Below are 25,402 nucleotides of genomic sequence, written 5' to 3' on the forward strand. Positions count from 1 at the left end.
GCCCGCTGCGGGCGAACGGGTGGCGGCCTGACTCTCGACTACTGGTTCACTGTTACTGATGTGGCACGTGTGACTCACGCGTGCCGTCGGAAACCGTGATCGACGAGAGGAGCGCCGCAGTCGACCGTGCTCGAGTCGCTGCGCACCCGCCCATGATCTCTTCCCCCCTCCAGTCCGTCCGCACGCGACGTCCGGTGATCGGTGCGGCCGCCGTGGTGATCACCGCGACCATGCTCTGCGTGCCCTCGCTGGCATCGGCGGCTCCGGCCGCACCCGCCCCCGCGCCCTCGGCGCCGGCAGCGCCCGCGGCGCCCGCGCCCGAGAAGAAGGACGCGCTCGCCGGTAAGACCGTCTTCCTCGACCCTGGCCACCAGGGCTCCGCCGCCGGGAACGACCTGCGCAAGCAGGTCCCCGACGGGCGCGGCGGCAAGAAGGACTGCCAGACCACCGGCGCGACCGGTGTGAACAAGGCCGCCGAGCACACCGTGAACTGGGACGTCGTGTCGCTGGTGAAGGCGGGCCTGGAGAGCCAGGGCGCGAAGGTCGTGCTCAGCCGCCCCGACGACACCGGATGGGGCGGCTGTGTCGACGAGCGCGCAGCGGCCGCCAACGCGTCGAAGGCCGATGTCGCGGTGAGCGTGCACGCCGATTCGACCTCGGCTGCCGCCGACCCGGCCAAGAAGGGTTTCCACATCATCGTGCCGCAGCTGCCGGTACCCGACCCCACGGTCAGCGCCGTGCAGGCGACGACCGGTCGTACCGCCGCGAACCTCATGCGCGACGCGTTCCTCAAGGCCGGATTCCCCGGCGCGAACTACGCCGGGGTCGTCAACGGCATCCAGACCCGCGCCGACATCGCCGCGGTCAACCTGACGAAGGTCCCGGCGGTGTTCATCGAGATGGGTAACCTCTCGAACCCGCAGGAGGCCGATGCCCTCGCCGCGAAGTCGGGTCAGGTGAAGTACGCGGTGGCGATCATCGACGGCATCGTGAAGTACCTGCTGTCGACGCCGTCGGCGAACCGGCTGAGCCCGAGTCTGCCGCAGGGCAGCCAGAACTCGCCGGCCACCGGGGAGACCCCGGCCACACCGAACACGAACGGCATCGATCTCAGTGGTCTGCAGGCGATCGTGCCGCTCATCGGTCAGCTCATCGACAGCAAGGATCCGACGGCGATCCTCACCCTGCTGCAGGGACAGGGGCAGGACGCGTCGTCGCAGATCCTCAAGTCGCTGCTGTCGGTGGTCTACTCGATCTTCGGCGGGAAGCTCCCCTTCTGACGGGCATCGGTGCCGATAGGCTGGGCTCATGAGCGTCCGGGATCTGCTTGTCATGCGCACACCCGTCCCGACCGTCGCCGGGCGCGCCGTTCTCGTCACCGGTGCGGCGAGCGGGATCGGGCGGGCCACCGCGATCGCGGCGGCCGATGCCGGTGCACGGCTGGTCCTCACCGACATCGACGGCCCCCGCCTGACCGAGGCGGTCACCGAGATCACCGGACGCGGCGGGGTGGTCCTGTTCTCGCGGGCCGGTGACGTCAGCGACCACGCGTGGGTCAGCGAGTTCGCCGAGTCGGTCGAGGCCGACCACGGGACGATGGACGTGGTGATGAACATCGCCGGTGTGTCAGCGTGGGGAACGGTGGAGAACCTTCGTCACGAGACGTGGCGCAAGATGGTCGACATCAACCTGATGGGCCCCATCCACATCATCGAATGCTTTGTCCCGCAGATGGTCCGACGCGGATCCGGCGGGCACCTGGTCAACGTGTCCTCGGCGGCGGGCCTGATGGCGCTGCCGTGGCACGCCGCCTACAGCGCCAGCAAGTTCGGTATCCGCGGCGTCTCGGAGGTCCTGCGCTTCGATCTCCGCCGGCACGGGATCGGCGTCTCGCTGGTGTGCCCCGGCGCGGTGGCCACACCGCTCGTCGGCACCGTCGACATCGCGGGTGTCGACACCAGCGATCCGCGGATCGTCGCCGCGGTGCGGCGTTTCGAGAAGCGCGCCGTCTCCCCGGAGCGTGCGGCGGCGTCGATCATCGCCGGTGTCACCCGCAACCGGTGGATGGTCTACACCTCGACCGACATTCGTCTCGGGTATTGGTTGTCTCGAAAGTTCGCGTGGCCCTATGAGATCGGCATGCGCATCGCCAACGACCAGTTCGATCGACTCGCTCGTGTCACGTCGACGTCGGCGCCGCGGGATGACCGATCAGTGCGGCGCTGACCACCACGTGTCGAACGGAGTGACCGGCACTGTCCGCTTGTGGCGTGTGCGGACGAACAGTCCCTCGACGGTCTCGGCGACGTCGTCGGGCACGTCGTGCCCCTCGAGGTAGTCGTCGATCTGGGCATACGTCACGCCCAGCGCCTCCTCGTCGGGGAGGGCCGGACGGTCGTCCTCGAGGTCGGCGGTCGGGACCTTCGCCGTCACCGAGTCCGGGGCACCGAGGTGGCGCAGGATCTGCGCGCCCTGCCGCTTCGTGAGTCCGGTCAACGGGGTGAGGTCGACACCCCCGTCGCCGAACTTGGTGAAGAACCCGCTCACCGCCTCCGCGGCGTGGTCGGTGCCCACCACCAGCAGCGAGTCCTGCCCGGCGAGGGCGTACTGCGTCACCATCCGTACGCGCGCTTTGATGTTGCCGCGCACGAAGTCTCGCAGCGGTTCGCCCAGAGCCTCGCCCGCGACCGACCCGATGGCGTCGGAGCCGGGTTTGATGTTGGTGACGACCGTGCGGTCGGGGCCGATGAACCGCAACGCGATCTGTGCGTCGGACTCGTCGGCCTGCTCGCCGTAGGGCAGACGGACCGCCACGAAGGTGGCCTCGCCACCGCCGGCACGGATCTCCTCGACGGCCTGCTGGCACAGTTTCCCGGCGAGTGAACTGTCCTGTCCACCACTGATTCCCAGAACGAAACCGGCTGCGCCGCTCGCCGCGAGGTAGCCCGTGAGGAAGTCGACGCGACGCCTGATCTCGGTGTCGGGGTCGATCTCGGGGAGTACCTCGAGTTCGGCGATGATGGACTTCTGGAGAGGCCGCATCACTTCATGGTAGCCAGTGTTGCCGTGGCACGCTGAGGTCGTGAACGCAGATCACCGGGCTCCCGTGCACACCAAGACCCGCACCGATGCCCACCCCGACTTCTTCGCCGCCGAGGCCGCGGGACTGCGTTGGCTCGCCGCCGCCGGTGCGCCCGTGGTCGAGGTCATCGACGTGGGGCGGGACCGGATCGTGCTGTCGCGCCTGGCGCAGGCGCGACCCGACCGTGCTTCGGCGGCGGAGTTCGGCCGCGTGCTGGCCGCCGTGCACGATGCCGGCGCCGGATCGTTCGGCGCCAAGCCGGCCGATTTCGACGGTCAGGTGTTCATCGGGAGCCGACCGATGGAGTGTCGGCCCGAGGCGTCGTGGGGCCGGTTCTACGCGACGCAGCGGGTGGCCGATTTCCTCGACATCGCCGTCGAGGCCGGGAACCTCACCGCCACCGACGAGCGGGACGCGCGGGCGGCGTGCGACCGCATCGCCTCCGGCGTCCTCGACGACGACGAACCCCCGGCGCGGCTGCACGGCGATCTGTGGAACGGCAACGTGATGTGGACGCCCGACGGGGTCGTCCTGATAGATCCCGCCGCACACGGTGGTCATCGGGAGACCGATCTGGCGATGCTGGCGCTGTTCGGGTGCCCGCAGTGGGAGACGGTTCTCGAGGCCTACGGCGAGGTCCATCCGCTCCGAGCCGGGTGGCGCGACCGGGTGGCCCTGCACCAGATGCACCCACTCGCGGTCCATGCCGCCGGCCACGGGCCGGGTTACGGGCGTGCGCTGGGTGAGGCGGCGCGTGCGGTGCTCAGATTGTGAGCACGATCAGGGATTGACCCCGCGGTATCGGGCACGGGGGATCGGCGGCAGGTCACCGGGGCGCTGCGCCTCGTCGCGGCTCGGCGGCGGGCGACGACGGCCGGTGCCGTCGCTGCGCGGCGGCACCTCGCGTTCGCTGCGGGGGACGAGCAGATCGCGTTCGCCCCGCGGCGGCGGCCGGCGGCGGGCCGCCTCGTCATCACGGCGGCGGGCTGCCTCGTCGTCCCGGCGCGCGGCGGCGTCGTCGGCGGCGGATCGACGCGGTGCGGGTGCGTCCCATCGTGACGCCGGTGTCGGGGCGGCGTCGGTGCGTCGACGGTCCGAGGGCGACGCGGCGCCCGGGCGGCCTCGCTCGGACGGGGTGCGACCGGGCGGGGTGCGGTCGGAGGTGACGGGGCGTTCGGCATTCGGCCTGCGGTTGGTGACGCGGGTGGGTTCGTCGGCGATGCGGCGCGACCGCGCGCGTTCGGGCTCGTCGGTGCGGGCCGCGGCTCCGCGGGCGCCGGGCCGGCGGGTCGTACGGGAGGCGGGATCGGTCGTCGATCGCTCGCCGCCGGGGGTGGTGGCGGGTCGCGTCCGGCGGCGTCCGGCCGCCTTCGTCGCGTGGTGGCGGGCCGAACGCCTGGGGGTGGATTCCGGCCGGCCTCGGGTCAGCAGTGCACGTCCCACGCCGAGCACGGCGACGGCGACGAAGGTCCACGCCATCAGGGGGAAGGTCTTCGCGATGGGCAGCATGACGTTGAGGATCAGCTGCCGCAGGCCCGACCCGGAGTCGGCCTTGAGGAGGTAGAGGGTGACGAGTGCGACGCCGAAGGCGATCAGCGGGGGCTGTGAGATCGCGGTGAACAGAGAGCGACGGCGCACGGCGAGAACGGCGGCGACACAGCCGACGAAGTACAGGATCCGATAGGTGGTCGACAGTCCGTCGGTGTTCGAGGCGTCGATGATCGCACCGGCGACGGTCGGCACCACGGCGATCAGGACTGCACCCCACCAGGGCACGCCGCGGACCGTCGGCAGTACCGATTGCTGTTCGGTGGGGATCCCCGAACGCGTCTGTTGGGCAGAGAACACAGGTAGACGGTACCGGGTGGATCGCCGATCACGGCCCCGGCCGACCCGCGCGCCGTGCCCGTCCCGCGGCGTCGGGCGCCCTACGACGTCAGCCGGCGTCGCTGCTCCGGACCGCCCTGATGGTCGCGTCGACGGCCGGGGTGGTGTGCGGCGCGTCGTCGGCCGCGCCGTAGAAGGCGTCGAGGTCACCGAGTTTGCGTGCGGTGACCAGCACTCGGGACTCCATCGCGCCGACCGTCGCGTTGAAGGACTCGACCGCCTTGCCGATGGAGGTGCCGAGGCGGTCGAGGTGGCCGGTCAGGGTGCCCAGCCGGTGGTACAGCTCACGACCGAGCGCGTGGATCTGCTCGGCGTCGCGGGCCATGGCGTCGTCGCGCCAGGTCAGCGCGACGGTCTTGAGCAGGGCGATGAGGCTCGACGGCGTCGCGATCACCACGTTGCGTCCGAAGGCGTACTCGACGAGGTCGGGATCCATCCGGCACGCGGCCTCCAGGATGGGGTCGCCGGGGACGAAGAGCACCACCATCTCGGGCGTGCGGGCCACCGCCCGCCAGTACTGCTTGCCCGCCAGGGCGGTGACGTGGGCGCGCAATGCCCCGGCGTGATCGGTGAGCAGCCGTCGCTCGCGACTGACGTCGTCGGTGGCCACCGCGTCGAGGTAGGCCTGCAGCGGGACCTTCGCGTCGACGACGATGTCGCGGTCCGACGGAAGGTGCACCACGAGATCGGGACGCAGCCCTGATTCGGTGGTGAACTGCGGCGAGAAGTCGCAGTACCGCGTCATCCCGGATGCCTCCACGACCTTCTGCAGGTGCATCTCGCCCCACCGGCCGCGCAGCTGCGGGGTGTGCAGGGCGTTGGCCAGCCGCTGCGTGTACGACCCCAGCTGTGCCGACGCGGTCCGCATGCCGCTCACCTGTTCACTCAGTCCGGCGAACGAGCTGATGCGGGACCGTTCGGTGCGCGCGAGTTCCTCGGCGAGTCGGCCGAGGGTGTCGTGCAACGGTTCGACGATCGAGGCGACCTGCGTCCCGATCGCCCCGGACTGCCGGCGGGCCGCGTCCTCGCTCGCGGCGGCCAGCGCCTGCGACAGCAGCGCGTGGCTCTCGCGGATCGCCGCCGACCGCGCGGCGTACACCCACCACCCGGCGGCGAACCCGATGACGATGCCGATGACTGCGGCGATGACCGTGGTGACACTCATGGCGCCATCGTGCCCCTCGTGTCCGACAGATCACCGGTAGCGGCGGCTCGTTACAGATGGGGCGTGTGTGGCGGCGGGGTGGCGGTCGTCGCCCGTCCTCCTCGCCGGCCCCGACACAGATGACACCGATATCCCTCGGCACGTGCACTGTGCACGCGTCGACCGCGATCGGTGACCGCTGTGTACGTCGATCGGGAACGAATGTCCGATCAGGCCGCCGGCGACCCCGCGGCCGCACCCGCGAACGTCGCCTCATGGGCGATGAGTGCCGTCTTGATGTCGAGTCCGTAGCGGAAACCACCGAGGGTGCCGTCGCGGCGTTGCACACGGTGACACGGCACGAACAGCGCCGCGGCGTTGCGCGCACAGGTGGCGGCGGCCGCGCGGTGTGCACTGCCGTTGCCCGCGCGTTCGGCGAGCTCGGCGTAGGTCACCTGTCCGCCGGGCGTGACCTTCCGTAGGACATCCCACGCGTGGGTCACGAACGGCCCCGACTGCTGACGGACCGGGATCTCGTCGATGGCGGCCAGATCGCCCTCGTCGTAGCGGAGCAGGGCGGTGGTGACGACGCCGAGATCGTCGACGTGGACCAGTTCCTCGGGCCGGAGTTCGACGTTGATCAGGGCGCGGAGGTATTCGGGATCCTCGGTCCATCCCGAGGCCAGGACGGTGCCTGCGCGGACGATGGTGGTGAACGCGCCGGTGTCCAGGGTGGTGGTCGACCAGTGGGCTGTGGTCATGATGTCTCCTCGTGTGTCGTGGTCGTACTCGGACGTTCGCCGTGCAGCAACGGTTCCGTCTCCCGTAGCGCGTCGTGCCACAGGTGCATCGACACGTATGACCGCCACGGCGACCATCGCCGCGTGTCGGCGAGATCGAGGCCGAGATGCTCGGCTCGCCGTCGCAGGATGAGGTCGGTGTCGAGCAGGACGTCGGGATCGCCGAGGACGCGCATCGCCACGTAGTCGGCGGTCCAGCGTCCGATACCGGGCAGGGCCATGAGGTGCTCGCGCATCTCCTCGGCCGCGACCCCGGTGTGCAGGGAGATCTCGTTCTCGGCCACCGTCCGGGCGACGGCGATGATCGACGCGACGCGTCGTTTCGGTCCGGTCAGCACGGTGTGACCGCGCTCGGCGACGGCGGCGGGTGTGGGGAACTGGTGCGTGACCGGGGCGCCGGTGATGTCCGGGTCGAGGGGCTCGCCGAGGGCGGCCACGAGTCGTCGACCATGGGTTCGCGCGGCGGCGAGGCTGATCTGCTGGCCGAGCATGGTGCGCATCAGCGTCTCGAAACCGTCGACCGCACCGGGTACCCGGATTCCGGGACGGCGCGCCACCAGCGGAGCGAGATCGGGGTCGTTGCCGAGGCTCTCGTCGACGGCGACGATGTCGGCGTCGAGGTCGAGCAGTCGTCGCAACCTGTGGACCGCGGTGCCGAGATCGCGGACGTCGACGCCGCTGATGTCCGCGCTCACGTGGTCGGGGTGCATGGTCAGCGACGCGGTCGCGGCGCCGGCGGGCAGTGCCAGTGACCGGTGATAGGTGGTGCCGTCGAAGTGTTCGAGGCCCTCGATCACGTGGCCGGCGAGGAACCAGGTCAGCCATTCCGGCGAGAACGGCTGTCGGACCGACAGTTTCAGTCGCACGCGCAGCGCCGGTCGGTCGGCGTCGGCGGTCGTGTCCCGGCGCAGGGCGGTGCCCGACCGGCGGCGTCGCATCTCGCTCGGTGTTCGTGCGAACACCTCGCGCACGGTGTCGTTGAACTGCCCCACACTCGCGAACCCGGAGGCGAAGGCGATGTCCGCCATCGACATCGCGGTGCACTCGATGAGGATCCGGGCGTTGGTCGCGCGGTTGGCGCGCGCAAGGGCGAGCGGGCCGGCGCCGAGTTCCTCGGTGAGCACCCGGGTGAGGTGCCGCGGTGAATACCCCAGGGCGGCCGACAACCCGTCGACACCGTCGCGGTCCACGAGCCCGTCGCCGATGAGCCGCATCGCCCGCGAGGCGAGGTCGCCGGAGAGGTTCCAGCGGGGTGAACCCGGGACCGCGTCGGGCAGGCACCTCCGGCAGGCGCGAAATCCGCCCTGCTGGGCCGCGGCGGCGGTGACCACGAAGTCGACGTTCTCGGCATGCGGGGTGACGGCCGGGCACGACGGACGGCAGTAGATGCCCGTGGTGCGGACCGCGACGAAGAACTGACCGTCGAACCTGCTGTCGCGGGCGGAGACCGCGCGATAGCAGCGTTCGAAGTCGAGGTCGGGCGCTGTGGCCACCGCGGGTGTCATGACTCCACTGTGTCAGCCCACCCGGTGACTCACTGGCGGGTTTCGGACACGGCGATGTCGATGCAGTTCAGCAGCACCGTCCCTGCGGGTTCGCCTCCTGCTCGTCGTGCCGCATGCGCCAGTAGGCGCGTTCGGAGAGCGGGGGAGTGTCCGGGTGGCGCGCGCTGTGATGGGCGACGTAGCGGCGGTAGTCGTGATCGCCCATCACCGCACCGATGTAGGACCATGCCGCCTTCATCGCCGCGGCGAAGGTCGCCTGCCCGTTGCCGGCGGCGCGCGCCGCCTGGCCGTCACCCCGTGCGGTCACCGCAGCGACTCCGTGGGGTGGGCATTGTCTGCCGATGCCGCGCGGTGCTCGGCCCACTCCTTCTCGATCGCCTTCTCGGTGGGGGTCGCGATCATGCCGCTGGGGGCGAACAGCTTCGAGGGCACCGGCTCGTCCTCGGTGGTGGGCAGACCCCCGGCGCGGAACGCCTTGATGCACACCCACAGTCCGGCGAGCGCGACGATGATGACCAGCGCCGCGAACACGATGGACAGCGTGCCCTGGATGAAGGTGTTGCGGATGACGGCGTCGATCTCGGCGGGAGTCGTCGCGGTCTTGAACATCTGCTCCCCACGGTCTTTCGCGCTCTGGAACAGATTGTGGTTCGCCCAGTACCCGATTGCCGGGTTCGAGGAGAAGATCTTCTGGTACGACGCGGTCATCGTGACCGCGAGGTCCCAGACGAGGGGCAGGCCCGGGATCCAGGCCCACCGGAACAGGCCCTTCTTCACCACGACCACGAGCACCACGGTGAGGGCGACGGCGGCGAGCAACTGGTTGGCGATGCCGAACAGCGGGAACAGCGTGTTGATGCCACCGAGCGGATCGGTGACACCCATCAGCAGGATCGAACCCCATCCGGCGACCACGATGAACGTGCACACCCAGGCCCCGACCCGCCACGACGGATCGGCGAACCGCTTGCCGCCCTTCACGTTCGACAGGCCGTCGGAGAGCATGAACCGGGCGACCCGGGTGCCGGCGTCGACGGTGGTGAGGATGAACAGCGCCTCGAACATGATCGCGAAGTGGTACCAGAACGCTTTGAGCGACGCCCCGCCGAAGGCCTGTTGCAGTGTCTCCGACATGCCCATCGCCAGGGTCGGCGCACCACCGGTGCGGGAGATCAGCGACGGTTCCTCGACGCCGTCGGCGAACGCCTGCAGCTGTTCGGCCGAGGTCGGCGGTCCGGACAGCCCGAGCTTGGTGTTGGTGTATTGCGCTGCGGTCTCGGCTGTTCCGCCCGTGACGCCCTTGGGGGCGTTCATCGCGAAGTAGAGGTGCTGGTCGAGGATGCAGGCGGTGATCAGGGCCATGATCGCCACGAACGACTCGACGAGCATGCCGCCGTAGCCGATGATGCGCGCCTGGCTCTCCTTTTCGAGCAGCTTCGGGGTGGTGCCCGAGGCGATGAGTGCGTGGAAGCCCGAGAGTGCTCCGCACGCGATCGTGATGAACAGGAACGGGAACAGTGACCCGGCGAAGGCGGGACCCTGACCGTTGGAGGCGAACTCGCTGACCGCGGGCGCGTTCATCACCGGTCGAGCGATGAGGATGCCCACCGCGAGCACGGCGATGGTGCCGACCTTCATGAACGTCGACAGGTAGTCGCGGGGTGCCAGCACGAGCCACACCGGGAGGACCGCCGCGGCGAACCCGTAGATGATGATGGCCCAACTCAGGAACACCGGTGAGAGCGTGAACCAGTCCTCACCCCAGCTGGTCTCGGCGACCCAGCCGCCGGAGACGATGGCCAGCATCAACAGGACGAAGCCGATCGCGGAGACCTCGGAGATCCGCCCCGGCCGCAGGTAGCGCAGGTAGACGCCCATGAACACCGCGATCGGCAGTGTCATCGCGAGCGAGAAGACGCCCCAGGGACTCTCGGCCAAGGCGTTGACGACGACGAGGCCGAGGACGGCGATCAGGATGATCATGATGACGAAGACGGCGACGATCGCCGCGATGCCGCCCACGTTGCCCAATTCGTCGCGGGCCATCTGGCCGAGGCTGCGGCCGCGACGTCGTGTGGAGATCGACAGCACCAGGTAGTCCTGGACGGCGCCGGCGAACACCACGCCGACGACGATCCAGATGGTCCCGGGCAGATACCCCATCTGCGCGGCCAGCACGGGGCCCACGAGGGGACCTGCGCCGGCGATGGCCGCGAAGTGGTGACCGAACAGGACCCGCCGGTCGGTCGGCATGTAGTCCTTGGCGTTGTCGAGGATCTCCGCCGGTGTCGCGTGGTCGTCGCGGGGCTTGATGACCTTGGTCTCGATGAGTCGAGCGTAGAAGCGGTAGGCGATGACATAGGTGCACACCGCGGCGAGGACGAACCAGACGGCGTTGACGTTCTCACCGCGGACGATGGCGATCACGGCCCACGACACCGCGCCGACGAGACCGATGATCGCGAAGAGGATCCGCTTGCCGACCGTGATCGGGGAGCGGTCGACGATGGCGACGGGCGGCAGCGCGGGGTCGGTGGTGATGAGCTCGATGTCGGGGTCGTGCGGGCGTTCTCGGGTGGTTGTCACCGTGGGTCCTCTCCGATGTCGCAGTCGGTGCCGAGGCATCGACGCGGGGCCATTGTGTGGCGCGCGTCACTATACCGACGGTGTCGTGGCGGTTATCGGGGGCGGGCAATTCGACCATCCGCGGCGAAATCGCGGACAGCCACGAACGTGCGTGTCATCCTCGTAACATGCGCGTAACACGGAAGAAGAGGGACGAGCGGTCGCTCGCGGAGTTCCCGGGGTGGGGCCTGGAGATCATGATGGGTCTCTACGGCGAACAACAGGTGCGCGATGCGCTCGCCGCCGAAAACGCCGGTGACGCAGCGCGACCGTCCGATCCTGCCGTGGCCGCGCCCGCCGACGCGGCGCCGGGCGGTTCGACCGAGGCGACCGAGTTCGATGCGGTCACCTCGATGCTCGCGCGGGTGCGCCGACTGCGGCGTCGCTGACGCCTCAGGCGAGGCTGACGCGCAGCACCTTGTCCTTGTCGTCACCGTTGTCGGTGGTGATCAGCAGCGAACCGTCGGGTGCGGTGGTGATCGACCGGAGTCGTCCCTGCGAACCCTGCAGGAGATCGACGCGCTCGGTGGTCGAGGTTCCCGCGCCGTCGAGACGGAGCAGTACCAGGCGCTGAGCCTTGAGGGCGGCGACCGCGATCATCCCGTTGTACTCCCGCCACGACGGTCCGAGGAACTCGAGATCGGCGACGGCCAGCGTGGGATCTCCCGAAGACCACACCGCCGGAACCGATCCCGGATGGCGTGTCTCGTCGGTCATGGGGACGTTCTCGTCGTACGACCCGCTGCCGGTGTTCGGATCCCATCCGTAGTTCGCCTGCGGGCGTTCGAGATTCAGCTCATCGTCGACGGTCGGACCGTGTTCGGTCGTGTAGAGCCGATCGGTGCCGGGCGCGAACGCGAGGCCCTGCGGGTTGCGGTGGCCGAGGCTGTGGACGGGTGTGCCGGGGAAGGTTCCCGACGCCGGGCGTCCGTCGGCGTCGATGTGGAGCACCTTGCCGCCGAGGTTCGCCAGATCCTGCGGCGCGGTGGGGTCGGCGGTGTCACCGGTGGAGACGTACAGGGTGCCGTCGGGTGCGGGCAGGATCCGGCATCCGCTGTGTCGGCCGGACTCGCCCAGGGGGATACCGGTCAGCACGGTGCCGGTCTGGCGCATCGACGACCAGTCGGCCGCTGCGCTCCAGCGGACCACGCGGACGTCGCCGGCACTGCTCGCCGCGCACGTGTACACCGTGCGGGAGGTGTCGAAGTCGGTGGCGAGGGTGAGCGCCATCAACCCGCCCTCACCGCGCGCGCGGACGTCGGAGGTGTCGGCGGAGACCTCCGCGACACGACCGTCGTTGTGTCGCACCACGATACGGCCGCCGCGTTCGCCGGTGACGACGTTGCCCGCGCGATCGATCGCGACGTCCCACGGATGGTCGAGCCCGGTCATCAGTTCGGTCACCCGGACCTGACCGTCGACCGCGGGCGTCGACGACCCGGCCACCGGTGTCCCGCTCGAGGTCTGTGAGGAGGTGGAGTCGGCGTCGGAGCAGGAGGCGAGGAGCAGAGCGGCAGACAGGGCCGTCACGGCCATGGGCAGGGCCCGACGGAAGGGGGCGGTCGGCTTTGTCCGATACGCGATCACCTCCTCGAAGGTACACGCGCGCGACCGCCTGTCGGGGCGGTGCGAACCCGGCCCGGGCGTCGGGCTCCGTCGTGTAGCGTCGGCCGTGCAGCCGAGAACCCGCGCTGAGAACTGTCCGCGGACCGGCTCGCCCGGCGCGCAGCGTTGTCTCGAAGTCGAACCGCACCCGTCGTGGAGGTGGCCCGTCATGGCCGACAAGAAGTCCGAGAAGGACAACCCGTCGCTGAAAGACCCTGACCTGTACGAGGAATTGCGTGACGAGGGCAATTCGAAGGAGAAGGCCGCGCGGATCTCCAATGCCGCGGCGAAGCGAGGGCGGGCGGCCGTCGGGCACTCCGGCGGCACATCGCCGGCCTACGACGAGTGGACCGTGGCGCAACTGCGTGACCGGGCCAAAGAGCTCGGCCTGCACAACTATTCAGACAAGAACAAGAGCGATCTCATCGATCTGCTCCGTTCGCACTAGAGGAGACGACACATGTCGAATGACCTGACCGGCAAGACGATTGCGTTCCTGGTTGCCCCCGAGGGCATCGAGCAGGTGGAGCTGACCCAGCCGTGGGACGCGGTGAAGCAGGCCGGGGGCACCCCGAAGCTGGTGTCGACCGACCCCGGGACCGTGCAGGGGTTCAACCACCTCGACAAGGCCGACACCTTCGACGTCGACGCCACCGTCGGCGACGTCAGCGCCGCCGACTTCGACGCCCTGGTGCTGCCGGGTGGTGTCGCCAACCCCGACTACCTGCGCACCGTGGAGTCCGCCGTCGCGTTCACCTCGAAGTTCTTCGACCTCGGCAAGCCCGTCGCCGCGATCTGCCACGCGCCGTGGACGCTGATCGAGGCCGGCGTCCTCGCCGGACGCACCCTGACCTCGTGGCCGAGCCTGCAGACCGACATCCGCAACTCCGGCGCGACCTGGGTCGATCAGGAGGTCGTCGAGTGCTCGGCGGGCCCCAACACGTTGATCACCAGCCGTAACCCCGATGACCTCCCGGCGTTCTGCGATCGCCTCACCGCGGTCGTCTCGGCGGGCTGACACCCGTGGCCACCCGGATCGGGTTCAAGTTGATGGCCGAGACGTTCGATCCGAAGGAGATCGTCCGTCAGGCCGTGGCCGCCGAGCGCGCGGGTTTCGACTTCGTCGAGATCAGCGACCACTATCACCCGTGGCTCTACAGCCACAAGCACTCCGGGTTCGCCTGGTCGATGCTCGCGGCGATCGCCGTACAGACCGAGACCCTCGGTCTCGCAACCGGTGTCACCTGTCCGTTCATCCGGTACCACCCGGCGATCATCGCGCAGGCCGCGGCGACCACGGCCCTGTTGTCCGACGGTCGGTTCACCCTCGGGCTCGGGTCGGGTGAACGTCTCAACGAACACGTCACCGGGGCCACCTGGCCCTCGGCGCACATCCGCCACGAGATGCTGCGCGAGGCGATCGAGGTGATCCGTCTGCTGTGGTCGGGCGGGTATCACACCTATCAGGGCACCCATATCACCCTCGACGACGCCCGCGTCTTCGATCTCCCCGACGAGTTGCCCGAGATCGTGGTGGCCGCCGGCGGGACGAACGCCGCCGAGATCGCCGGTCGTTCCGGTGACGGGTTGTTCACCACCGAACCCGATGCCGACCTGATCGCCGCCTACCGCGACGCCGGCGGAACCGGGGCCCGCTACACCGAGGTCCCGATGTCGTGGGCCGACGACGTCGACACCGCCGTGGCGTCGGCGCACGAGAAGTTCCGGTTCGGTCTCACGGGCTGGAAGGTGCAGTCGGAGTTGCCCAACCCGATCAACTTCGAGGCGGCCACCTCGCTGGTGCGACCGTCCGACGTCGCCGATGCGATGTCCTGTGGACCGGACGTCGACGCCCACGTCGCGTCGGCGAAGGAGTTCGCCGACGCCGGTTTCGACCATCTGACCCTGCTCAACGCCGGGCCCGATGTCGACGCCTTCCTCGCCGTCTGCGAGTCCGACCTCATCGAGAAGATCCGATCGGTGGCGAACTGAGCGGTATGTGACGATTGACCCATGCCGCATGGCGCAGAGGTAGGGGCTCGTCCGACTCGGGGATCGGTGTACGCGCGACACCTCCGCTCCGCCGCCGTGGTGGGGGTGCAGATCGTCGCGGTCGCTGCAGCACTGTGGCTGATCGGATGGTCGATCGGCGAGTTGTGGGTGATCCTTCTGCCGGTGGTGCTGGCGGTCATCGCGTGCACCGTGCTGTGGCCGCCGGTGCGGTGGTTGCGCTCCAAGGGCGTCCCGCCCGCCGGGGCGGTGCTCCTCGTGTTGCTGGCATCCGCGCTCGTGATCGCCGGCGTCATCGCCGCGATCGCACCGTCCATCGTCGAGCAGACCACCGAGTTGGGCGACCGCGCCTCGGCGGGTGTGGTGCAGGTACAGGACTGGCTGCAGGGCCCGCCGCTGCGGATCAGTGACGACCAACTGAACACCGCGGTCAGCGCTCTCACCGACCGTCTGCAGTCGAGCAGCGAGCAGATCGCATCGGGGCTGTTCACCGGCGTCGGCGCGGTCACCTCAGCTCTGGTGACCGTTTTCACGATGCTGGTGGTCATCTTCTTCCTTCTCAAGGACGGTCCGCGGTTCCTGCCGTGGCTGCGGCGTTCGGTCGGCAATCCCGCTGCGCCGCACCTCGCGGAGATGCTCACCCGGGTGTGGAAGACCCTGGGTGGCTTCATCCGCACGCAGGCGCTCGTGAGTCTGGTCGACGCGTTCTTCATCGGGCTGGGGCTGGTGATCCTCGGGGTGCCACTGGCGTACGCGTTGGCGGTGATCACCTTCATCGCCGGTTTCGTACCCATCGTGGGGGCGTTCGTCGCCGGCGGCCTGGCGGTGCTCATCGCGCTGGTCTCCAACGGGGTCGTCACCGCGTTGATCGTGTTGGCGATCATCCTCGCCGTGCAGCAACTCGAGGGCAACGTGCTGTCACCGTGGCTGCAGTCGAAGTCGATGAACCTCCACGCCGTCATCGTGTTGCTGTCGGTCACGTTGGGCAGCACCCTGTTCGGCGTCATCGGCGCGTTCTTGGCGGTTCCCGTCGCCGCCTCGGGCGCGGTGATCATCCGGTACTACGGCGAGCAGGTGTCGTTGCGCACGGGGGAGACCGACCCCGACGAGGTGAAGGTCCTCGCCGACGACCCCGCCGTCGTCGACGCCGCTGCCCCCGACCCCGCCGACCGGGCAGGTACCACCGTCGACCGGGCAGACAACCCCGTCGACAGTGCAGAAAAGCCGGCCGACGACCGCACGGAGTAGCCGCCGACGCCCACGGGTGTCTGCCGGATGACCGGCGAAAACTAGACTGGACCCTCGTGAGCCTCACCCTTGGAATCGTCGGACTGCCCAACGTCGGCAAGTCAACCCTGTTCAATGCCCTGACCCGCAACGATGTGCTGGCCGCGAACTACCCGTTCGCCACCATCGAGCCGAACGTCGGGATGGTCGAACTGCCCGATTCCCGTCTGGGTCGCCTCGCCGAGATCCACTCCAGCGAGAAGATCCTGCCCGCGACGGTGTCGTTCGTCGACATCGCCGGCATCGTGAAGGGTGCGTCGGAGGGTGAGGGCATGGGCAACCAGTTCCTCGCCAACATCCGCGAGGCCGAGGCCATCTGCCAGGTGGTCCGTGTGTTCGCCGACGACGATGTCGTGCACGTCGACGGCCGCGTCGATCCGCTAGCCGACATCGAGGTCATCGAGACCGAGCTGATCCTCGCCGACATGCAGACCCTCGAGAAGGCCATCCCGCGCCTGGAGAAGGACGCCCGCAAGGACAAGAGTCTGGCCGACTCGTTGGCCGCCGCGCAGAAGGCGCAGGAGCTGCTCGACAGCGGCAAGACGCTGTTTTCGCAGCAGGATTCGATCGATCTCTCGTCGCTGCGTGATCTGCACCTGATGACCACCAAGCCGTTCCTCTACGTCTTCAACGCCGACGAGTCGGTGCTCACCGACGACGCGAAGAAGGAGGAGCTGCGCGCCGCGGTCGCCCCCGCCGACGCGGTGTTCCTCGACGCGAAGGTCGAGAGCGAGCTGCTCGAGCTCGACGCCGACGACGCCCAGGAGCTGCTCGACTCGATCGGTCAGACCGAGCCCGGGCTGCATTCGCTGGCCCGCGCCGGGTTCCACACCCTTGGCCTGCAGACCTACCTCACCGCGGGCCCGAAAGAGTCGCGCGCGTGGACCATCCACAAGGGCGACACCGCCCCGAAGGCCGCCGGGGTCATCCACACCGACTTCGAGAAGGGCTTCATCAAGGCCGAGATCGTGTCGTTCGACGACCTCGACGCCGCGGGCACCATGGCCGCCGCCAAGGCCGCGGGCAAGGTCCGCATGGAGGGCAAGGACTACGTCATGCACGACGGCGACGTCGTCGAGTTCCGTTTCAACGTCTGACACCGGAGATCAACGTGGCAGCATTCGCGATCGGTGACACGGTGCAGATCACGGGCGACGTGATGACCGGCAACGTCGGCACCGTCGTCCACATCGACAGCGGCCGGGGCCGCTACCTGGTCCGCGTCGATGCCGTCACGCAGAACTACTTCTCCGAGGACGACCTGACGCTGTTCTCGTCCTGACAGTGAGCACTCTTGTAGCAGTTCGTGTCGTTCAGCGACACCGGTTGCCACCGATGTCGGTCGTGTGGTGACCGACATCAGAGAGGCGTACGACGCGGTGGCGGACTCCTACGTCGAGATGGTCGCCGACACATCGTTCGAGGCCGACAGTGACCTCGCGCTGATCAAGGATTTTGTCCAGATGCTGCCGGGCGTCGAGGTTCTCGACGCCGGGTGCGGCGGTGGTCGCATGATCACCCACCTACAGTCGCTGGACGAGCGGCTGGACATCGACGGTGTGGACCTGTCGTCGCGCATGGTCGACCATGCGCGACGCGCGCACCCGTCACGCCGCATCCTGCGCGCTGACCTGGCCGATCTTCCCCACCCCGACGACAGCCGGGACGGGATCCTCGCCTGGTATTCGGTGATCCACACCGCGCCCGATCAGCTCGATCCGGTCGTCGGAGAATTCGCACGAGTGCTCCGACCCGGAGGTGTTCTGCTGGTCGCGTTTCAGGCCGGGGACGGCCCTTGTGTCATCACCGGTGCGTACGGGCACGACGTTACGATGGCTGCCCACCTGCACCGCGCCGACGATGTCGCCGAACGTCTGCGCGCGGTCGGGCTGCGCCCGATCACCGTCGTCGAGCGCGAGGCTCGCCCGGGCGATTCCCACTCCCAGGGTTTCGTCCTTGCACGTCGGGACGGATCATCGGCCGGCGCGACCACCGTCAGGAGCACCTGACCGCATCGACGCGATTTCGTGCACGGCGACCGCGGCGAGGACGATCACCACGGCCACCGACAGGCGGAAGGTGATGCCGCCGATGCCGTTGACGGCGGCGGCCACGGCGAGGATCGCGACGGGTGACGCGAGCACCGTGAGGACGGCCACCATCGGTCGCCGTCTCGCGTAGGCGGCCTGCACGATCGCCGCGACGACCACAAGTGCTGCCGCGCAGGCGGTCACGATCCCTGTCCACTCGATACCCCCGCGCACCGCGTAGCTGATCTCGAGCGAGGTGGAGTAGGCCTTCGACATCTCCACACCCTCGAGCGGGACATACGAGCCGTTGTAGGTGACCGTCCGCCCGTTCGCGAGGCTCAGCCACGACACCTGCCCCGCGGCCAGCGCGACGACCACGAAGACCCACCACGACGCCCGTCGAAGGCGACGTGCACCGGTCTCGATCCGATCGGCGTTCATGCGCCCCACCCTGACACAGATCCGTAGCAGTACTTCCCGCGGTTCGGGATGAACTGCTACGCATGACGAGTGACCTCGACGCAGACCCTCGACGACGCCGACCGCCGAGCGATCGCACGCTGGGCAGCGGCCTGCGCCGAGCGGGTACTCCCGCTGTTCGACGCCGAGCCCGACGCGGCGGACGCGATCCACGACGCCCTCGTCCGAACGCGTGCCTTCCATGCGGGGGAGAGCTGCGCGGCGGTCGAGATCGGGAAGCGGATGATCGCGGTGCGCGCGGCGGGCGCCGCGACGACCCCCGCCGGTGCCGCAGCCGCTCGGTCGGTGGCCCAGGCGTCGGGGGTCGCCCACATGGGTGCTCACGCGCTCGGTGCCGCGGCCTACGCAGTGAAGGCGGTGTCGCTCGCGAACCCCGGTGTCACCGAGTCGGTCGCCGACGAGATCGCCTGGCAGGTGGCACAGTGCACCCTGAGCGAGCAGGCGATACTGCGTCAGCTGCCGCCGGTGAGCACCGAATCCGGTGGACCGCTGGGGCCCGGCTTGATGACGCGCGGCATCCTCGGCGACACGATCCGCGAGATCCAGGGGCGCATCGGTTCGGCATCGACGTGACCGGCCACCGTCTGCGGCCGTTCATCTTTCGCTAGCGTCGAGCGCATGCCCATCAGACTCGAGAACGTCGGTATCGCCGTCGACGACCTGGAAGCGACGATCGCGTTCTTCACCGACCTCGGGCTCGAGGTCATCGGACGCGACACCGTCAGCGGCGAATGGACCGACACCGCCGTCGGCCTCGACGGCAATCACGCCAGGATCGCGATGCTGCAGACGCCGGACGGCAACGGACGTATCGAGCTCTTCGAGTACATCCACCCCGACGCGATCCCGACCAGCCCCACGCTCCCCAACGAGATCGGCATGCACCGCGTCGCGTTCTCCGTCGACGACATCGACGCCGCGGTGGCCGCCGCCGCGACCCACGGTTGCCACCCCCTGCGCGGCATCGCCACCTACCGCGACATCTACAGACTCTCCTACCTGCGAGGCCCCAGCGGCATCATCGTCATGCTCGCCGAAGAACTCGGCGGCAGCTGACGCACTCCGACCGCCAGACCGACCGGACACGGCCCGCGGTCGATAGTCTCGGACCGTGATCGTATGGATCCACGGCACGTGAGCGTTGACCGCGACGACTTCACCATGGCGGTGCTCGATGTCGTCGACTCGATCCCGCCCGGGCGGGTGATGACCTACGGGGCCATCGCCGAACACCTGCAGCGCGGCGGTCCACGGGGCGTGGGAGGGGTGATGGCCCGCGACGGCGAGGCGGTGACCTGGTGGCGGGTGGTGCGCGCGAACGGCACTCTGCCGCCGCATCTCATGATCGACGCCCAGGAACACTGGCACACCGAGGGGACGCCGCTGCGACGCGGGATCGTCGACATCGAGGCCGCGCGGTGGTGGCCGACGTGACGGTCACCCCCGCAGCCGGCGCGCGGTCGCTCACCGCCGGTGCGCTGGTCCTGCTGACCACGCTCTATTTCGCGCAGGGCCTGCCGTTCGGGTTCTTCACGCAGGCGCTGCCGGTGGTGCTGCGCAGGTCCGGGTACTCGCTCGTCACCATCAGTGCGACCGGGATCTTGTTCGCACCGTGGGCGCTGAAGTTCCTGTGGGCGCCGTACGTCGATCGGTACGGGTCACGGCGGCGGTGGCTGCTCGGCCTCCAATCCGCCTCCGCCGCAGTCGCTCTGATCCTCGCGTGCCTGAACCTGTCGACGACGCTGACGTGGCTCTTCATCGGCATCGCGGTGGTCAACGCCATCTCCGCGACGCAGGACATCGTCACCGACGGTCTCGCGGTACGGCTGCTCGGTCCGCGGGAACGCGGCCTCGGCAACGCCATCCAGGTCGGCGCCTACCGGATCGGGATGATCGTCGGGGGAGGAGCGCTGCTGTGGCTGTTCTCCCTCGTAGGGTGGCGCGTGCTGTTCGTCGCGATGGCCGCACTGTTGGTGCTGTCCATTATCCCGGTGTGGTTCCTGCGCGCGCAGACCGAGACCGCCGACGATGCCGGCGCACCCGAGACCCGACCCCGCGCCGCGGCGATGTCGGTCGCGTGGATCGCACGCCTGCGCCGCCCCGGGATGATCGCGGTCATCCTCCTCGTCGCCGCCTACAAGTTCGGCAACTCGATGGGATCCGCTCTGGTCGGCCCGTTCCTGTCCGACGCCGGTCTCACGCTGTCGCAGATCGCCCTCATCGAGGGTGCGTTGTCGTCGGTGTCGGCGCTGCTCGGCGCGGCGCTCGGTGGGTGGTACGCCTTCCGGCGTGGTCGCACACACGCCCTCGCCGTCGCGGGCACCGCGCAGACCGTCGCACTCCTGCTCTACGTCGTCGCGTCGTTCGACGTCGGCGGACTGCCGCTGCTCGTGACGGCGAGCGTCGCCGAACACGTCCTCGGCGGTGCCGCCACGGTGATCGTGTTCGCGCTCATGATGGACGCCTGTCAGCGTGAGTACGCGGGCAGCGACTACACCCTCCTGGCGTGCGCGGTCGTGTTCTCCCAGGGCGCTGCGGGGTTCGCCGCCGGCGTCGTGGGCGACCTGTTCGGGTACACCGCCCTGTTCGGCGCGGCATTCGTGCTCTCCGGGGCGGGGTGCGCAGTGCTGCTCGCCGCACTCGCTCGCGGGATCGGCACCGCCGAACTGCGGGCGTCGATAGCGATCACGCCGCCGAACCGCGCGGCATGATGGAGCGATGAGCATCGATCGCGCCCCGGAGGTCTCCCGACGTCTCGCCCGCAGGCTCGCCGTGTGGGGCGGGGTGTCGACGGTGGCGGGAGGTGCGCTCGCGGTGGCCGGGCCGAATCCGAGGTCGCGGGCGTTCGGTCTGCAGAACGCGATGTGGGGTGCGATCGACGTGGCCATCGCCGCGATCTCGACGCGGTCTACGACGCCGCCGACGTCACCGAAGCTGCGGAGATTGTTGCTCGTCAACACCGGACTCGACGTCGGCTATGTCGCCGGAGGTGCACACCTCGTCGCCCACACCCCGAGCTTCGGTGGCCGCATCAGCGCCGAGCAGGCGCGCGGACACGGTGCGGCGGTGATCGTGCAGGGCGCGGCGCTGTTCGTCCTCGATCTCACCCATGCGCAGGCGCTCGATCGATAGGAACCGCTACTCGAGACCGATGTCGGTGGCCCCGACGACGAACCGCCACAATGCTTCTCGGGTCTGCGCGGAGTCGGTGCGCCACGGCGGGTAGTGCGTGGGTCGGGGTGCGCGGTCCTGCCAGAACCGCCCGGTGGTCTGCGCGGCCTCGGTCGCCGCGGCCAACCACACGATGGTGTCGGCGCCGTCGGCGGCCGTGCGCAGGATCGGCTTCATCACCCGTCCGAAGGCCGGGATCGAGTCGGTGACCCCGGGGGTGTCGGCCCACCCCGGGTGCATGCTGTGCACCACCGGACCGTGGGAGTCGGCGAGACGTGCACCGAGTTCCTCGGCGATCACCACCTGCATCCGCTTCGTGCGCGCGTATGCCGTCAGCCCGGAGTACTGGCCTTCGGTGTACTCGAAGTCGCTCGAGCGCAACGGAACCGCATACATCCCGCCGCTGGAGACGAACACGACCCGTGATCCGGGCCCCATCAGGGGGCGGACGCCGACGGTGAGTGCGACGGGTCCGAGGACGTGTGTCGCGAGAGCGGCCTCGTGCCCCTGAGCCGATTCGGTGCGCTGTGGCGGCATCACGCCGGCGCAGTGCACGATCGCGTGCAGGGCGGTGAGATCGGTGGTCAGGTCGACGGCCAGGCGCCGCGCGGCGTCGAGATCGCTGATATCGCACTCACGGACCACCAGGTCGGCGCCGGGAACCTCCGCGCGGATGGTCCGGGCGGAGGCGTCGAGCCTTGCGGTGCTGCGTCCCACGAGGTGGACTCGTGCGCCGAGACGGGCGAGTCCGATCGCGGTCGCGGCACCCAGTCCCGACGAGCCGCCGGTCACCACGATGTCGGTCGGCGCGGCGAACGGTGTCGGGTCGGGTGCCCAGAAGCGTCGCCGCACAGCCGAACCGATACGGGAGTACCCCGGCACGACGGTGAGGTCGAGAACGGTGTCGACGGCGCGGGTCACGGGGTTCATGTCTCCCGACGATAGCGGCTGCGTCGCGCGGGGCCCGAACTGTGAAAAGCACCAAAGCGGGCAGACCGTGACTGTAGTTAACGGAAATAAAGGTGTCGATACTCAAGTGGCGATGCGCTCTGTTGCTAGTTTTCCCGGGCATTCGGCGCCGACGATGACGCCGACCCGACATCCGAAAGTCCCCGACATGAACCTCAGCAAGCGTCTGACCACCGCTGTCGCATCCGTGCTCTCCGTGGCCGCGTTCACCGCGGTCGCGGCCACGCAGGCCCACGCCGCGCTCGACCCCTCGAACAGCATCGGTATCGACTTCGACGCCGACACGACGACGGTGATCTCGAAAACCCAACAGCCGGTGAACTTCCCGCGCACCACGCTCGCCGCGCGCACCGACACCCAGATCCTCGAGGGAACGCTGAAGCTCCCGCAGGCCGCGGCCACCCTCAACCTCGGACCCCTGCCGCTGACGCTGGCAAACTTCAAGATCTCCATCATCAATCCGTCGCAGGTGACCGGCACGACCACCCCGGGTACGTCGGCCGACGGCCGTCAGACGCTGGAACTCAAGGCCTCGCAGACCTTCCAGATCCGCATCGACTCGGTGCAGCCGCTCAACATCGACAGCGGTTCGGTGGATCTCAACCTCGTCCCGTCGAACGGCAGCTGCGTGACCCCGCCGACCACGGCGACGCTGGCCGGATCCATCGATGCCGCACGGCTGTTGGCCGAGGTCCCGCAGGCCGACGCGCACATCCGCGGCACGTACACCATTCCGCCGTTCGCCAACTGCGGGCTGTTCACGGGGGTGCTCAACGCCATCATCTCGGGCCCGAACAACACCCTCGACGTCCACGTGACGAACCCGCGGTACTCGACCGGCGCGGCATCGGCGGCACTGCGCGCCCGTCTCGCCGGCTGAGTCCCCGGTCGCGGAATCCGCGCCGGCACCGGTGGGTACACGCCCGCCGGTGCCGACGCGGCGGAAAAGCAGATCGACAGCCCGTTTCGCCAAAACCCGCCGCTCGCGACCGGTGTGATCGTTACCGTCGAAACGGTGACGGCGCCACGGGGGCACCGCTGACGAGGGGACACGACATGACGACGACACGAGAATTCTCCGCGTGGGCAGCAGCCGCTGCGGTGGCGGCGGCCCTGACGACGGTGGCCGCGGGTGGTGCCGCGGCCTACGATCTGCCCGAGATCCCCTCGGCGCCCTACACGTTCGACGGAGCGGCGACGCTGACCGTCGGCCCCGGCCACCAGCCGGTCGCCTTCCCGACCTCGACGGTGGCAGCCAACACCAACGTGGCGCAGTTCGACGGCACGTTTGCGCCACCCGCCGCCACCGCGACGGTCGGGGGCATGCAGTACACGTTCTCCCTCGTCAACCCCTCCGCGATCACCGGGACGTCGACCCAGGCCTCGGAGGGTTCGGCGAACTACACGCTCGCGGCGACCCAGTCGTTCGCGATCCGCGTGAGTGGCATGACCATGCCCGGGGTCGGGAGCGGCTCCGCCGGCTTCGGCATGGTGCCCACCTCCGCCACATGCACCACGGCACCGGTCACTGTGGCACTCACCGGCACCATCAACGCCGCGAACCTGTTGACCGATGCTCCGAGCATCGACACGACTTTGTCGGGGCCGGTCACCATCCCGACCTTCGCCGACTGCGGCGCACTCACGCCGATCGTGAACGCGGCGCTGGCGGGTTCGGGCAACACCTACTCGGTGCGGCTGACCAACGCCAAGCGCGGAGCGATTCAGGAGTGACAGCGCGTGGCAATTCAGGAGTGACAGCGCGTGGCAATTCAGGAGTGACAGTGCGTGGCGATTCGGGAGTGACAGCTGCGAATCGTCGTTCAGTGATGCTGACCTCGGACGCCCACCTCACGCGCCGGCCCGACCCTGCGGGCGATCTCGTCGAGGTGGGTGTCCCAGGTGCCACAGCAGCCGCCCCAGATGTCGATGTGCGGATAATGCTGCGCCAGTTCACCCATCAACTCACCGAGCCGAGTGGGGTCTCCTCGTTCGAGGTGCCCCAGCGAACTCAGTTCGATCTTGTCGAGCAGGGCCGCGTTGGGCCGAAGGCTGCGCACTCGGTGGAACCATTCGCCGGGTTCGATGGCGGGGATGAACTCGAGCGGGTGTGAGCAGTTGACCCCGTAGAAGGCCGGTCGGTCGGGGCCGGTCTCGGCGTCGACGCTCTCGACGGCCTCGCGCAACGACGGTCCCGACGACAGACGGTGCGTGGTGTTGTCGAGGGTGAACGACACCGAGATCGGCAGGCCCGCATCTGCTGCCGCACGGCACACCCCGACCGCCTCGGGGACCGAGCTCAGCGTCAGCGTCTGCACGAGGTCGACCTCGGCTCGGGCCAGGGTCGTGATCTGCTCGGCGTGGTACGTCTGCGACTCCTCGGCGGTGATCTGCCGATCCGGGTCGTAGGCGTCGAGACGCGGACCGACCACACCTGCGTAGTAGAGCGCGGGCACCTCGGCTCGGCGTGGTTCGGCGACCTCGCGCAGGAACTCGATCCCCCGTAGTTGGAGGTCGGCCAGCTCTGCCGACGAGAAGCCCAGCCGCGCCGCCCAATCCGGGCTCGCCCGGTAGTCGACGCCGGCCATCAACACGCCGAATCCGTGGCGTGCCGCGACGTCGAGGTATCGCTCGTACATGCCGCGGAGCACGACCACCGCGCGGTGGTCGTCGAGCAGACCGAACATGACGAAATGCGGTAGATCGAAGCCGTGCTCGTACATGATCTCGGTCTCCGGACCGCCCTCGGTCAAGTACGTCAGTCCGGGGGCGGGGTCGGGGAACGGCGTGGCCATGGTGCCCCTTCG

General features: G+C 69.2%; 29 protein-coding genes. 18 read left to right on the forward strand and 11 right to left on the reverse strand.

All coding sequences use genetic code 11. From position 1 onward, the window contains the following. Window positions 1-230 precede the first annotated feature (230 nt). Both ACQ7HM_RS14755 and ACQ7HM_RS14760 read left to right on the forward strand, forming a co-directional pair. On the forward strand, window positions 231-1,280 hold the full coding sequence (locus ACQ7HM_RS14755; protein WP_434217475.1) for an N-acetylmuramoyl-L-alanine amidase: 1,050 nt from the start codon (window positions 231-233) through the stop codon (window positions 1,278-1,280). 28 nt (window positions 1,281-1,308) lie between these two features. Continuing rightward, entirely contained in the window at window positions 1,309-2,226 is a 918-nt protein-coding gene (locus ACQ7HM_RS14760; protein ID WP_434217009.1) for an SDR family oxidoreductase, read from the forward strand. Here ACQ7HM_RS14760 and nadE read toward each other — a convergent pair. Beyond that, on the reverse strand, window positions 2,212-3,042 hold the full coding sequence (nadE, locus tag ACQ7HM_RS14765) for an ammonia-dependent NAD(+) synthetase (protein WP_434217010.1): 831 nt from the start codon (window positions 3,040-3,042) through the stop codon (window positions 2,212-2,214). The two genes, ACQ7HM_RS14760 and nadE, sit on opposite strands and share 15 nt — an antisense overlap. A gap of 40 nt (window positions 3,043-3,082) precedes the next feature. Here nadE and ACQ7HM_RS14770 point away from each other — a divergent pair, with 40 nt between their 5' ends. Beyond that, window positions 3,083-3,856 carry a fructosamine kinase family protein gene (locus ACQ7HM_RS14770; protein ID WP_434217011.1) on the forward strand — a complete coding sequence of 258 codons (774 nt, stop codon included), beginning with the start codon at window positions 3,083-3,085 and terminating at the stop codon, window positions 3,854-3,856. A gap of 6 nt (window positions 3,857-3,862) precedes the next feature. Here ACQ7HM_RS14770 and ACQ7HM_RS14775 read toward each other — a convergent pair whose 3' ends face one another. The 6 genes from ACQ7HM_RS14775 to ACQ7HM_RS14800 all read right to left on the reverse strand — a co-directional run bounded on the left by ACQ7HM_RS14775 (window position 3,863) and on the right by ACQ7HM_RS14800 (window position 11,043). Further along, on the reverse strand, window positions 3,863-4,930 hold the full coding sequence (locus ACQ7HM_RS14775; RefSeq protein ID WP_434217012.1) for a DUF6542 domain-containing protein: 1,068 nt from the start codon (window positions 4,928-4,930) through the stop codon (window positions 3,863-3,865). An 88-nt stretch (window positions 4,931-5,018) separates the two neighbouring features. After that, entirely contained in the window at window positions 5,019-6,134 is a 1,116-nt protein-coding gene (locus ACQ7HM_RS14780) for a DNA recombination protein RmuC (RefSeq protein WP_434217013.1), read from the reverse strand. Window positions 6,135-6,343: 209 nt separating this feature from the next. Next, entirely contained in the window at window positions 6,344-6,874 is a 531-nt protein-coding gene (locus ACQ7HM_RS14785) for a methylated-DNA--[protein]-cysteine S-methyltransferase (RefSeq protein ID WP_434217014.1), read from the reverse strand. Beyond that, window positions 6,871-8,418 carry an AlkA N-terminal domain-containing protein gene (locus tag ACQ7HM_RS14790; protein ID WP_434217015.1) on the reverse strand — a complete coding sequence of 516 codons (1,548 nt, stop codon included), beginning with the start codon at window positions 8,416-8,418 and terminating at the stop codon, window positions 6,871-6,873. The genes ACQ7HM_RS14785 and ACQ7HM_RS14790 overlap by 4 nt, the downstream gene beginning before the upstream one ends. Before the next feature lie 67 nt (window positions 8,419-8,485). Further along, window positions 8,486-8,725 carry a YbdD/YjiX family protein gene (locus ACQ7HM_RS14795; protein ID WP_434217016.1) on the reverse strand — a complete coding sequence of 80 codons (240 nt, stop codon included), beginning with the start codon at window positions 8,723-8,725 and terminating at the stop codon, window positions 8,486-8,488. After that, complete coding sequence (locus ACQ7HM_RS14800; RefSeq protein WP_434217017.1) at window positions 8,722-11,043, reverse strand: carbon starvation CstA family protein; 2,322 nt, start codon at window positions 11,041-11,043, stop codon at window positions 8,722-8,724. Before ACQ7HM_RS14800 ends, ACQ7HM_RS14795 begins: the two co-directional genes overlap by 4 nt. Before the next feature lie 128 nt (window positions 11,044-11,171). On the opposite strand from ACQ7HM_RS14800, the gene ACQ7HM_RS14805 reads away from it, so the two are divergent. Beyond that, complete coding sequence (locus tag ACQ7HM_RS14805) at window positions 11,172-11,432, forward strand: hypothetical protein (RefSeq protein ID WP_434217018.1); 261 nt, start codon at window positions 11,172-11,174, stop codon at window positions 11,430-11,432. 4 nt (window positions 11,433-11,436) lie between these two features. Here ACQ7HM_RS14805 and ACQ7HM_RS14810 read toward each other — a convergent pair whose 3' ends face one another. Then, window positions 11,437-12,630: a PQQ-dependent sugar dehydrogenase gene (locus tag ACQ7HM_RS14810; protein ID WP_434217019.1), complete on the reverse strand. Its 1,194-nt coding sequence runs from the start codon at window positions 12,628-12,630 to the stop codon at window positions 11,437-11,439. A gap of 187 nt (window positions 12,631-12,817) precedes the next feature. On the opposite strand from ACQ7HM_RS14810, the gene ACQ7HM_RS14815 reads away from it, so the two are divergent. The 7 genes from ACQ7HM_RS14815 (at window position 12,818) to ACQ7HM_RS14845 (ending at window position 17,954) form a co-directional block, all read left to right on the forward strand. Continuing rightward, window positions 12,818-13,096 carry a DUF7218 family protein gene (locus ACQ7HM_RS14815; protein ID WP_434217020.1) on the forward strand — a complete coding sequence of 93 codons (279 nt, stop codon included), beginning with the start codon at window positions 12,818-12,820 and terminating at the stop codon, window positions 13,094-13,096. Window positions 13,097-13,108: 12 nt separating this feature from the next. Beyond that, window positions 13,109-13,666, forward strand: a complete 558-nt coding sequence (locus tag ACQ7HM_RS14820) for a type 1 glutamine amidotransferase domain-containing protein (protein ID WP_434217021.1) — start codon at window positions 13,109-13,111, stop codon at window positions 13,664-13,666. Between the two features lie 5 nt (window positions 13,667-13,671). Next, window positions 13,672-14,640: a TIGR03557 family F420-dependent LLM class oxidoreductase gene (locus tag ACQ7HM_RS14825; protein WP_434217022.1), complete on the forward strand. Its 969-nt coding sequence runs from the start codon at window positions 13,672-13,674 to the stop codon at window positions 14,638-14,640. A gap of 21 nt (window positions 14,641-14,661) precedes the next feature. Next, the gene (locus ACQ7HM_RS14830) at window positions 14,662-15,906 is read left to right on the forward strand and encodes an AI-2E family transporter (RefSeq protein WP_434217023.1); all 1,245 of its coding nucleotides are present in this window, start codon (window positions 14,662-14,664) and stop codon (window positions 15,904-15,906) included. A 56-nt stretch (window positions 15,907-15,962) separates the two neighbouring features. Beyond that, window positions 15,963-17,042 carry a redox-regulated ATPase YchF gene (gene ychF / locus ACQ7HM_RS14835; protein ID WP_434217024.1) on the forward strand — a complete coding sequence of 360 codons (1,080 nt, stop codon included), beginning with the start codon at window positions 15,963-15,965 and terminating at the stop codon, window positions 17,040-17,042. Window positions 17,043-17,056: 14 nt separating this feature from the next. Then, the gene (locus ACQ7HM_RS14840; RefSeq protein WP_434217025.1) at window positions 17,057-17,227 is read left to right on the forward strand and encodes a hypothetical protein; all 171 of its coding nucleotides are present in this window, start codon (window positions 17,057-17,059) and stop codon (window positions 17,225-17,227) included. A gap of 67 nt (window positions 17,228-17,294) precedes the next feature. Then, entirely contained in the window at window positions 17,295-17,954 is a 660-nt protein-coding gene (locus tag ACQ7HM_RS14845) for a class I SAM-dependent DNA methyltransferase (protein WP_434217026.1), read from the forward strand. Here ACQ7HM_RS14845 and ACQ7HM_RS14850 read toward each other — a convergent pair. Beyond that, window positions 17,919-18,416 carry a hypothetical protein gene (locus ACQ7HM_RS14850; protein ID WP_434217027.1) on the reverse strand — a complete coding sequence of 166 codons (498 nt, stop codon included), beginning with the start codon at window positions 18,414-18,416 and terminating at the stop codon, window positions 17,919-17,921. The two genes, ACQ7HM_RS14845 and ACQ7HM_RS14850, sit on opposite strands and share 36 nt — an antisense overlap. 69 nt (window positions 18,417-18,485) lie before the next feature. Here ACQ7HM_RS14850 and ACQ7HM_RS14855 point away from each other — a divergent pair, with 69 nt between their 5' ends. From ACQ7HM_RS14855 to ACQ7HM_RS14875, 5 genes are all read left to right on the forward strand, one after another. After that, a complete protein-coding gene (locus ACQ7HM_RS14855; RefSeq protein ID WP_434217028.1) occupies window positions 18,486-19,028 on the forward strand; it encodes a putative immunity protein in 543 nt (180 codons plus the stop codon). A 45-nt stretch (window positions 19,029-19,073) separates the two neighbouring features. Then, a complete protein-coding gene (locus tag ACQ7HM_RS14860; protein WP_434217029.1) occupies window positions 19,074-19,511 on the forward strand; it encodes a VOC family protein in 438 nt (145 codons plus the stop codon). 78 nt (window positions 19,512-19,589) lie between these two features. Beyond that, window positions 19,590-19,889, forward strand: coding sequence for an MGMT family protein (locus ACQ7HM_RS14865; RefSeq protein ID WP_434217030.1), 300 nt, complete (start codon window positions 19,590-19,592; stop codon window positions 19,887-19,889). After that, on the forward strand, window positions 19,886-21,166 hold the full coding sequence (locus ACQ7HM_RS14870; protein ID WP_434217031.1) for an MFS transporter: 1,281 nt from the start codon (window positions 19,886-19,888) through the stop codon (window positions 21,164-21,166). Before ACQ7HM_RS14865 ends, ACQ7HM_RS14870 begins: the two co-directional genes overlap by 4 nt. A 7-nt stretch (window positions 21,167-21,173) precedes the next feature. Then, the gene (locus ACQ7HM_RS14875; RefSeq protein WP_434217032.1) at window positions 21,174-21,587 is read left to right on the forward strand and encodes a DUF6992 family protein; all 414 of its coding nucleotides are present in this window, start codon (window positions 21,174-21,176) and stop codon (window positions 21,585-21,587) included. Between the two features lie 6 nt (window positions 21,588-21,593). Here ACQ7HM_RS14875 and ACQ7HM_RS14880 read toward each other — a convergent pair whose 3' ends face one another. Beyond that, window positions 21,594-22,556, reverse strand: coding sequence for an SDR family NAD(P)-dependent oxidoreductase (locus tag ACQ7HM_RS14880; protein ID WP_434217033.1), 963 nt, complete (start codon window positions 22,554-22,556; stop codon window positions 21,594-21,596). Between the two features lie 187 nt (window positions 22,557-22,743). Here ACQ7HM_RS14880 and ACQ7HM_RS14885 point away from each other — a divergent pair, with 187 nt between their 5' ends. Both ACQ7HM_RS14885 and ACQ7HM_RS14890 read left to right on the forward strand, forming a co-directional pair. Then, complete coding sequence (locus ACQ7HM_RS14885) at window positions 22,744-23,475, forward strand: hypothetical protein (RefSeq protein ID WP_434217034.1); 732 nt, start codon at window positions 22,744-22,746, stop codon at window positions 23,473-23,475. A 176-nt stretch (window positions 23,476-23,651) separates the two neighbouring features. Then, a complete protein-coding gene (locus tag ACQ7HM_RS14890; RefSeq protein WP_434217035.1) occupies window positions 23,652-24,329 on the forward strand; it encodes a hypothetical protein in 678 nt (225 codons plus the stop codon). A gap of 89 nt (window positions 24,330-24,418) precedes the next feature. On the opposite strand, the gene ACQ7HM_RS14895 is transcribed toward ACQ7HM_RS14890, so the two are convergent. Beyond that, window positions 24,419-25,390 carry a homocysteine S-methyltransferase family protein gene (locus ACQ7HM_RS14895; RefSeq protein WP_434217036.1) on the reverse strand — a complete coding sequence of 324 codons (972 nt, stop codon included), beginning with the start codon at window positions 25,388-25,390 and terminating at the stop codon, window positions 24,419-24,421. Window positions 25,391-25,402 lie beyond the last annotated feature (12 nt).

The organism is Williamsia sp. MIQD14 (assembly GCF_051025635.1).
GTDB lineage: Bacteria > Actinomycetota > Actinomycetes > Mycobacteriales > Mycobacteriaceae > Williamsia_A.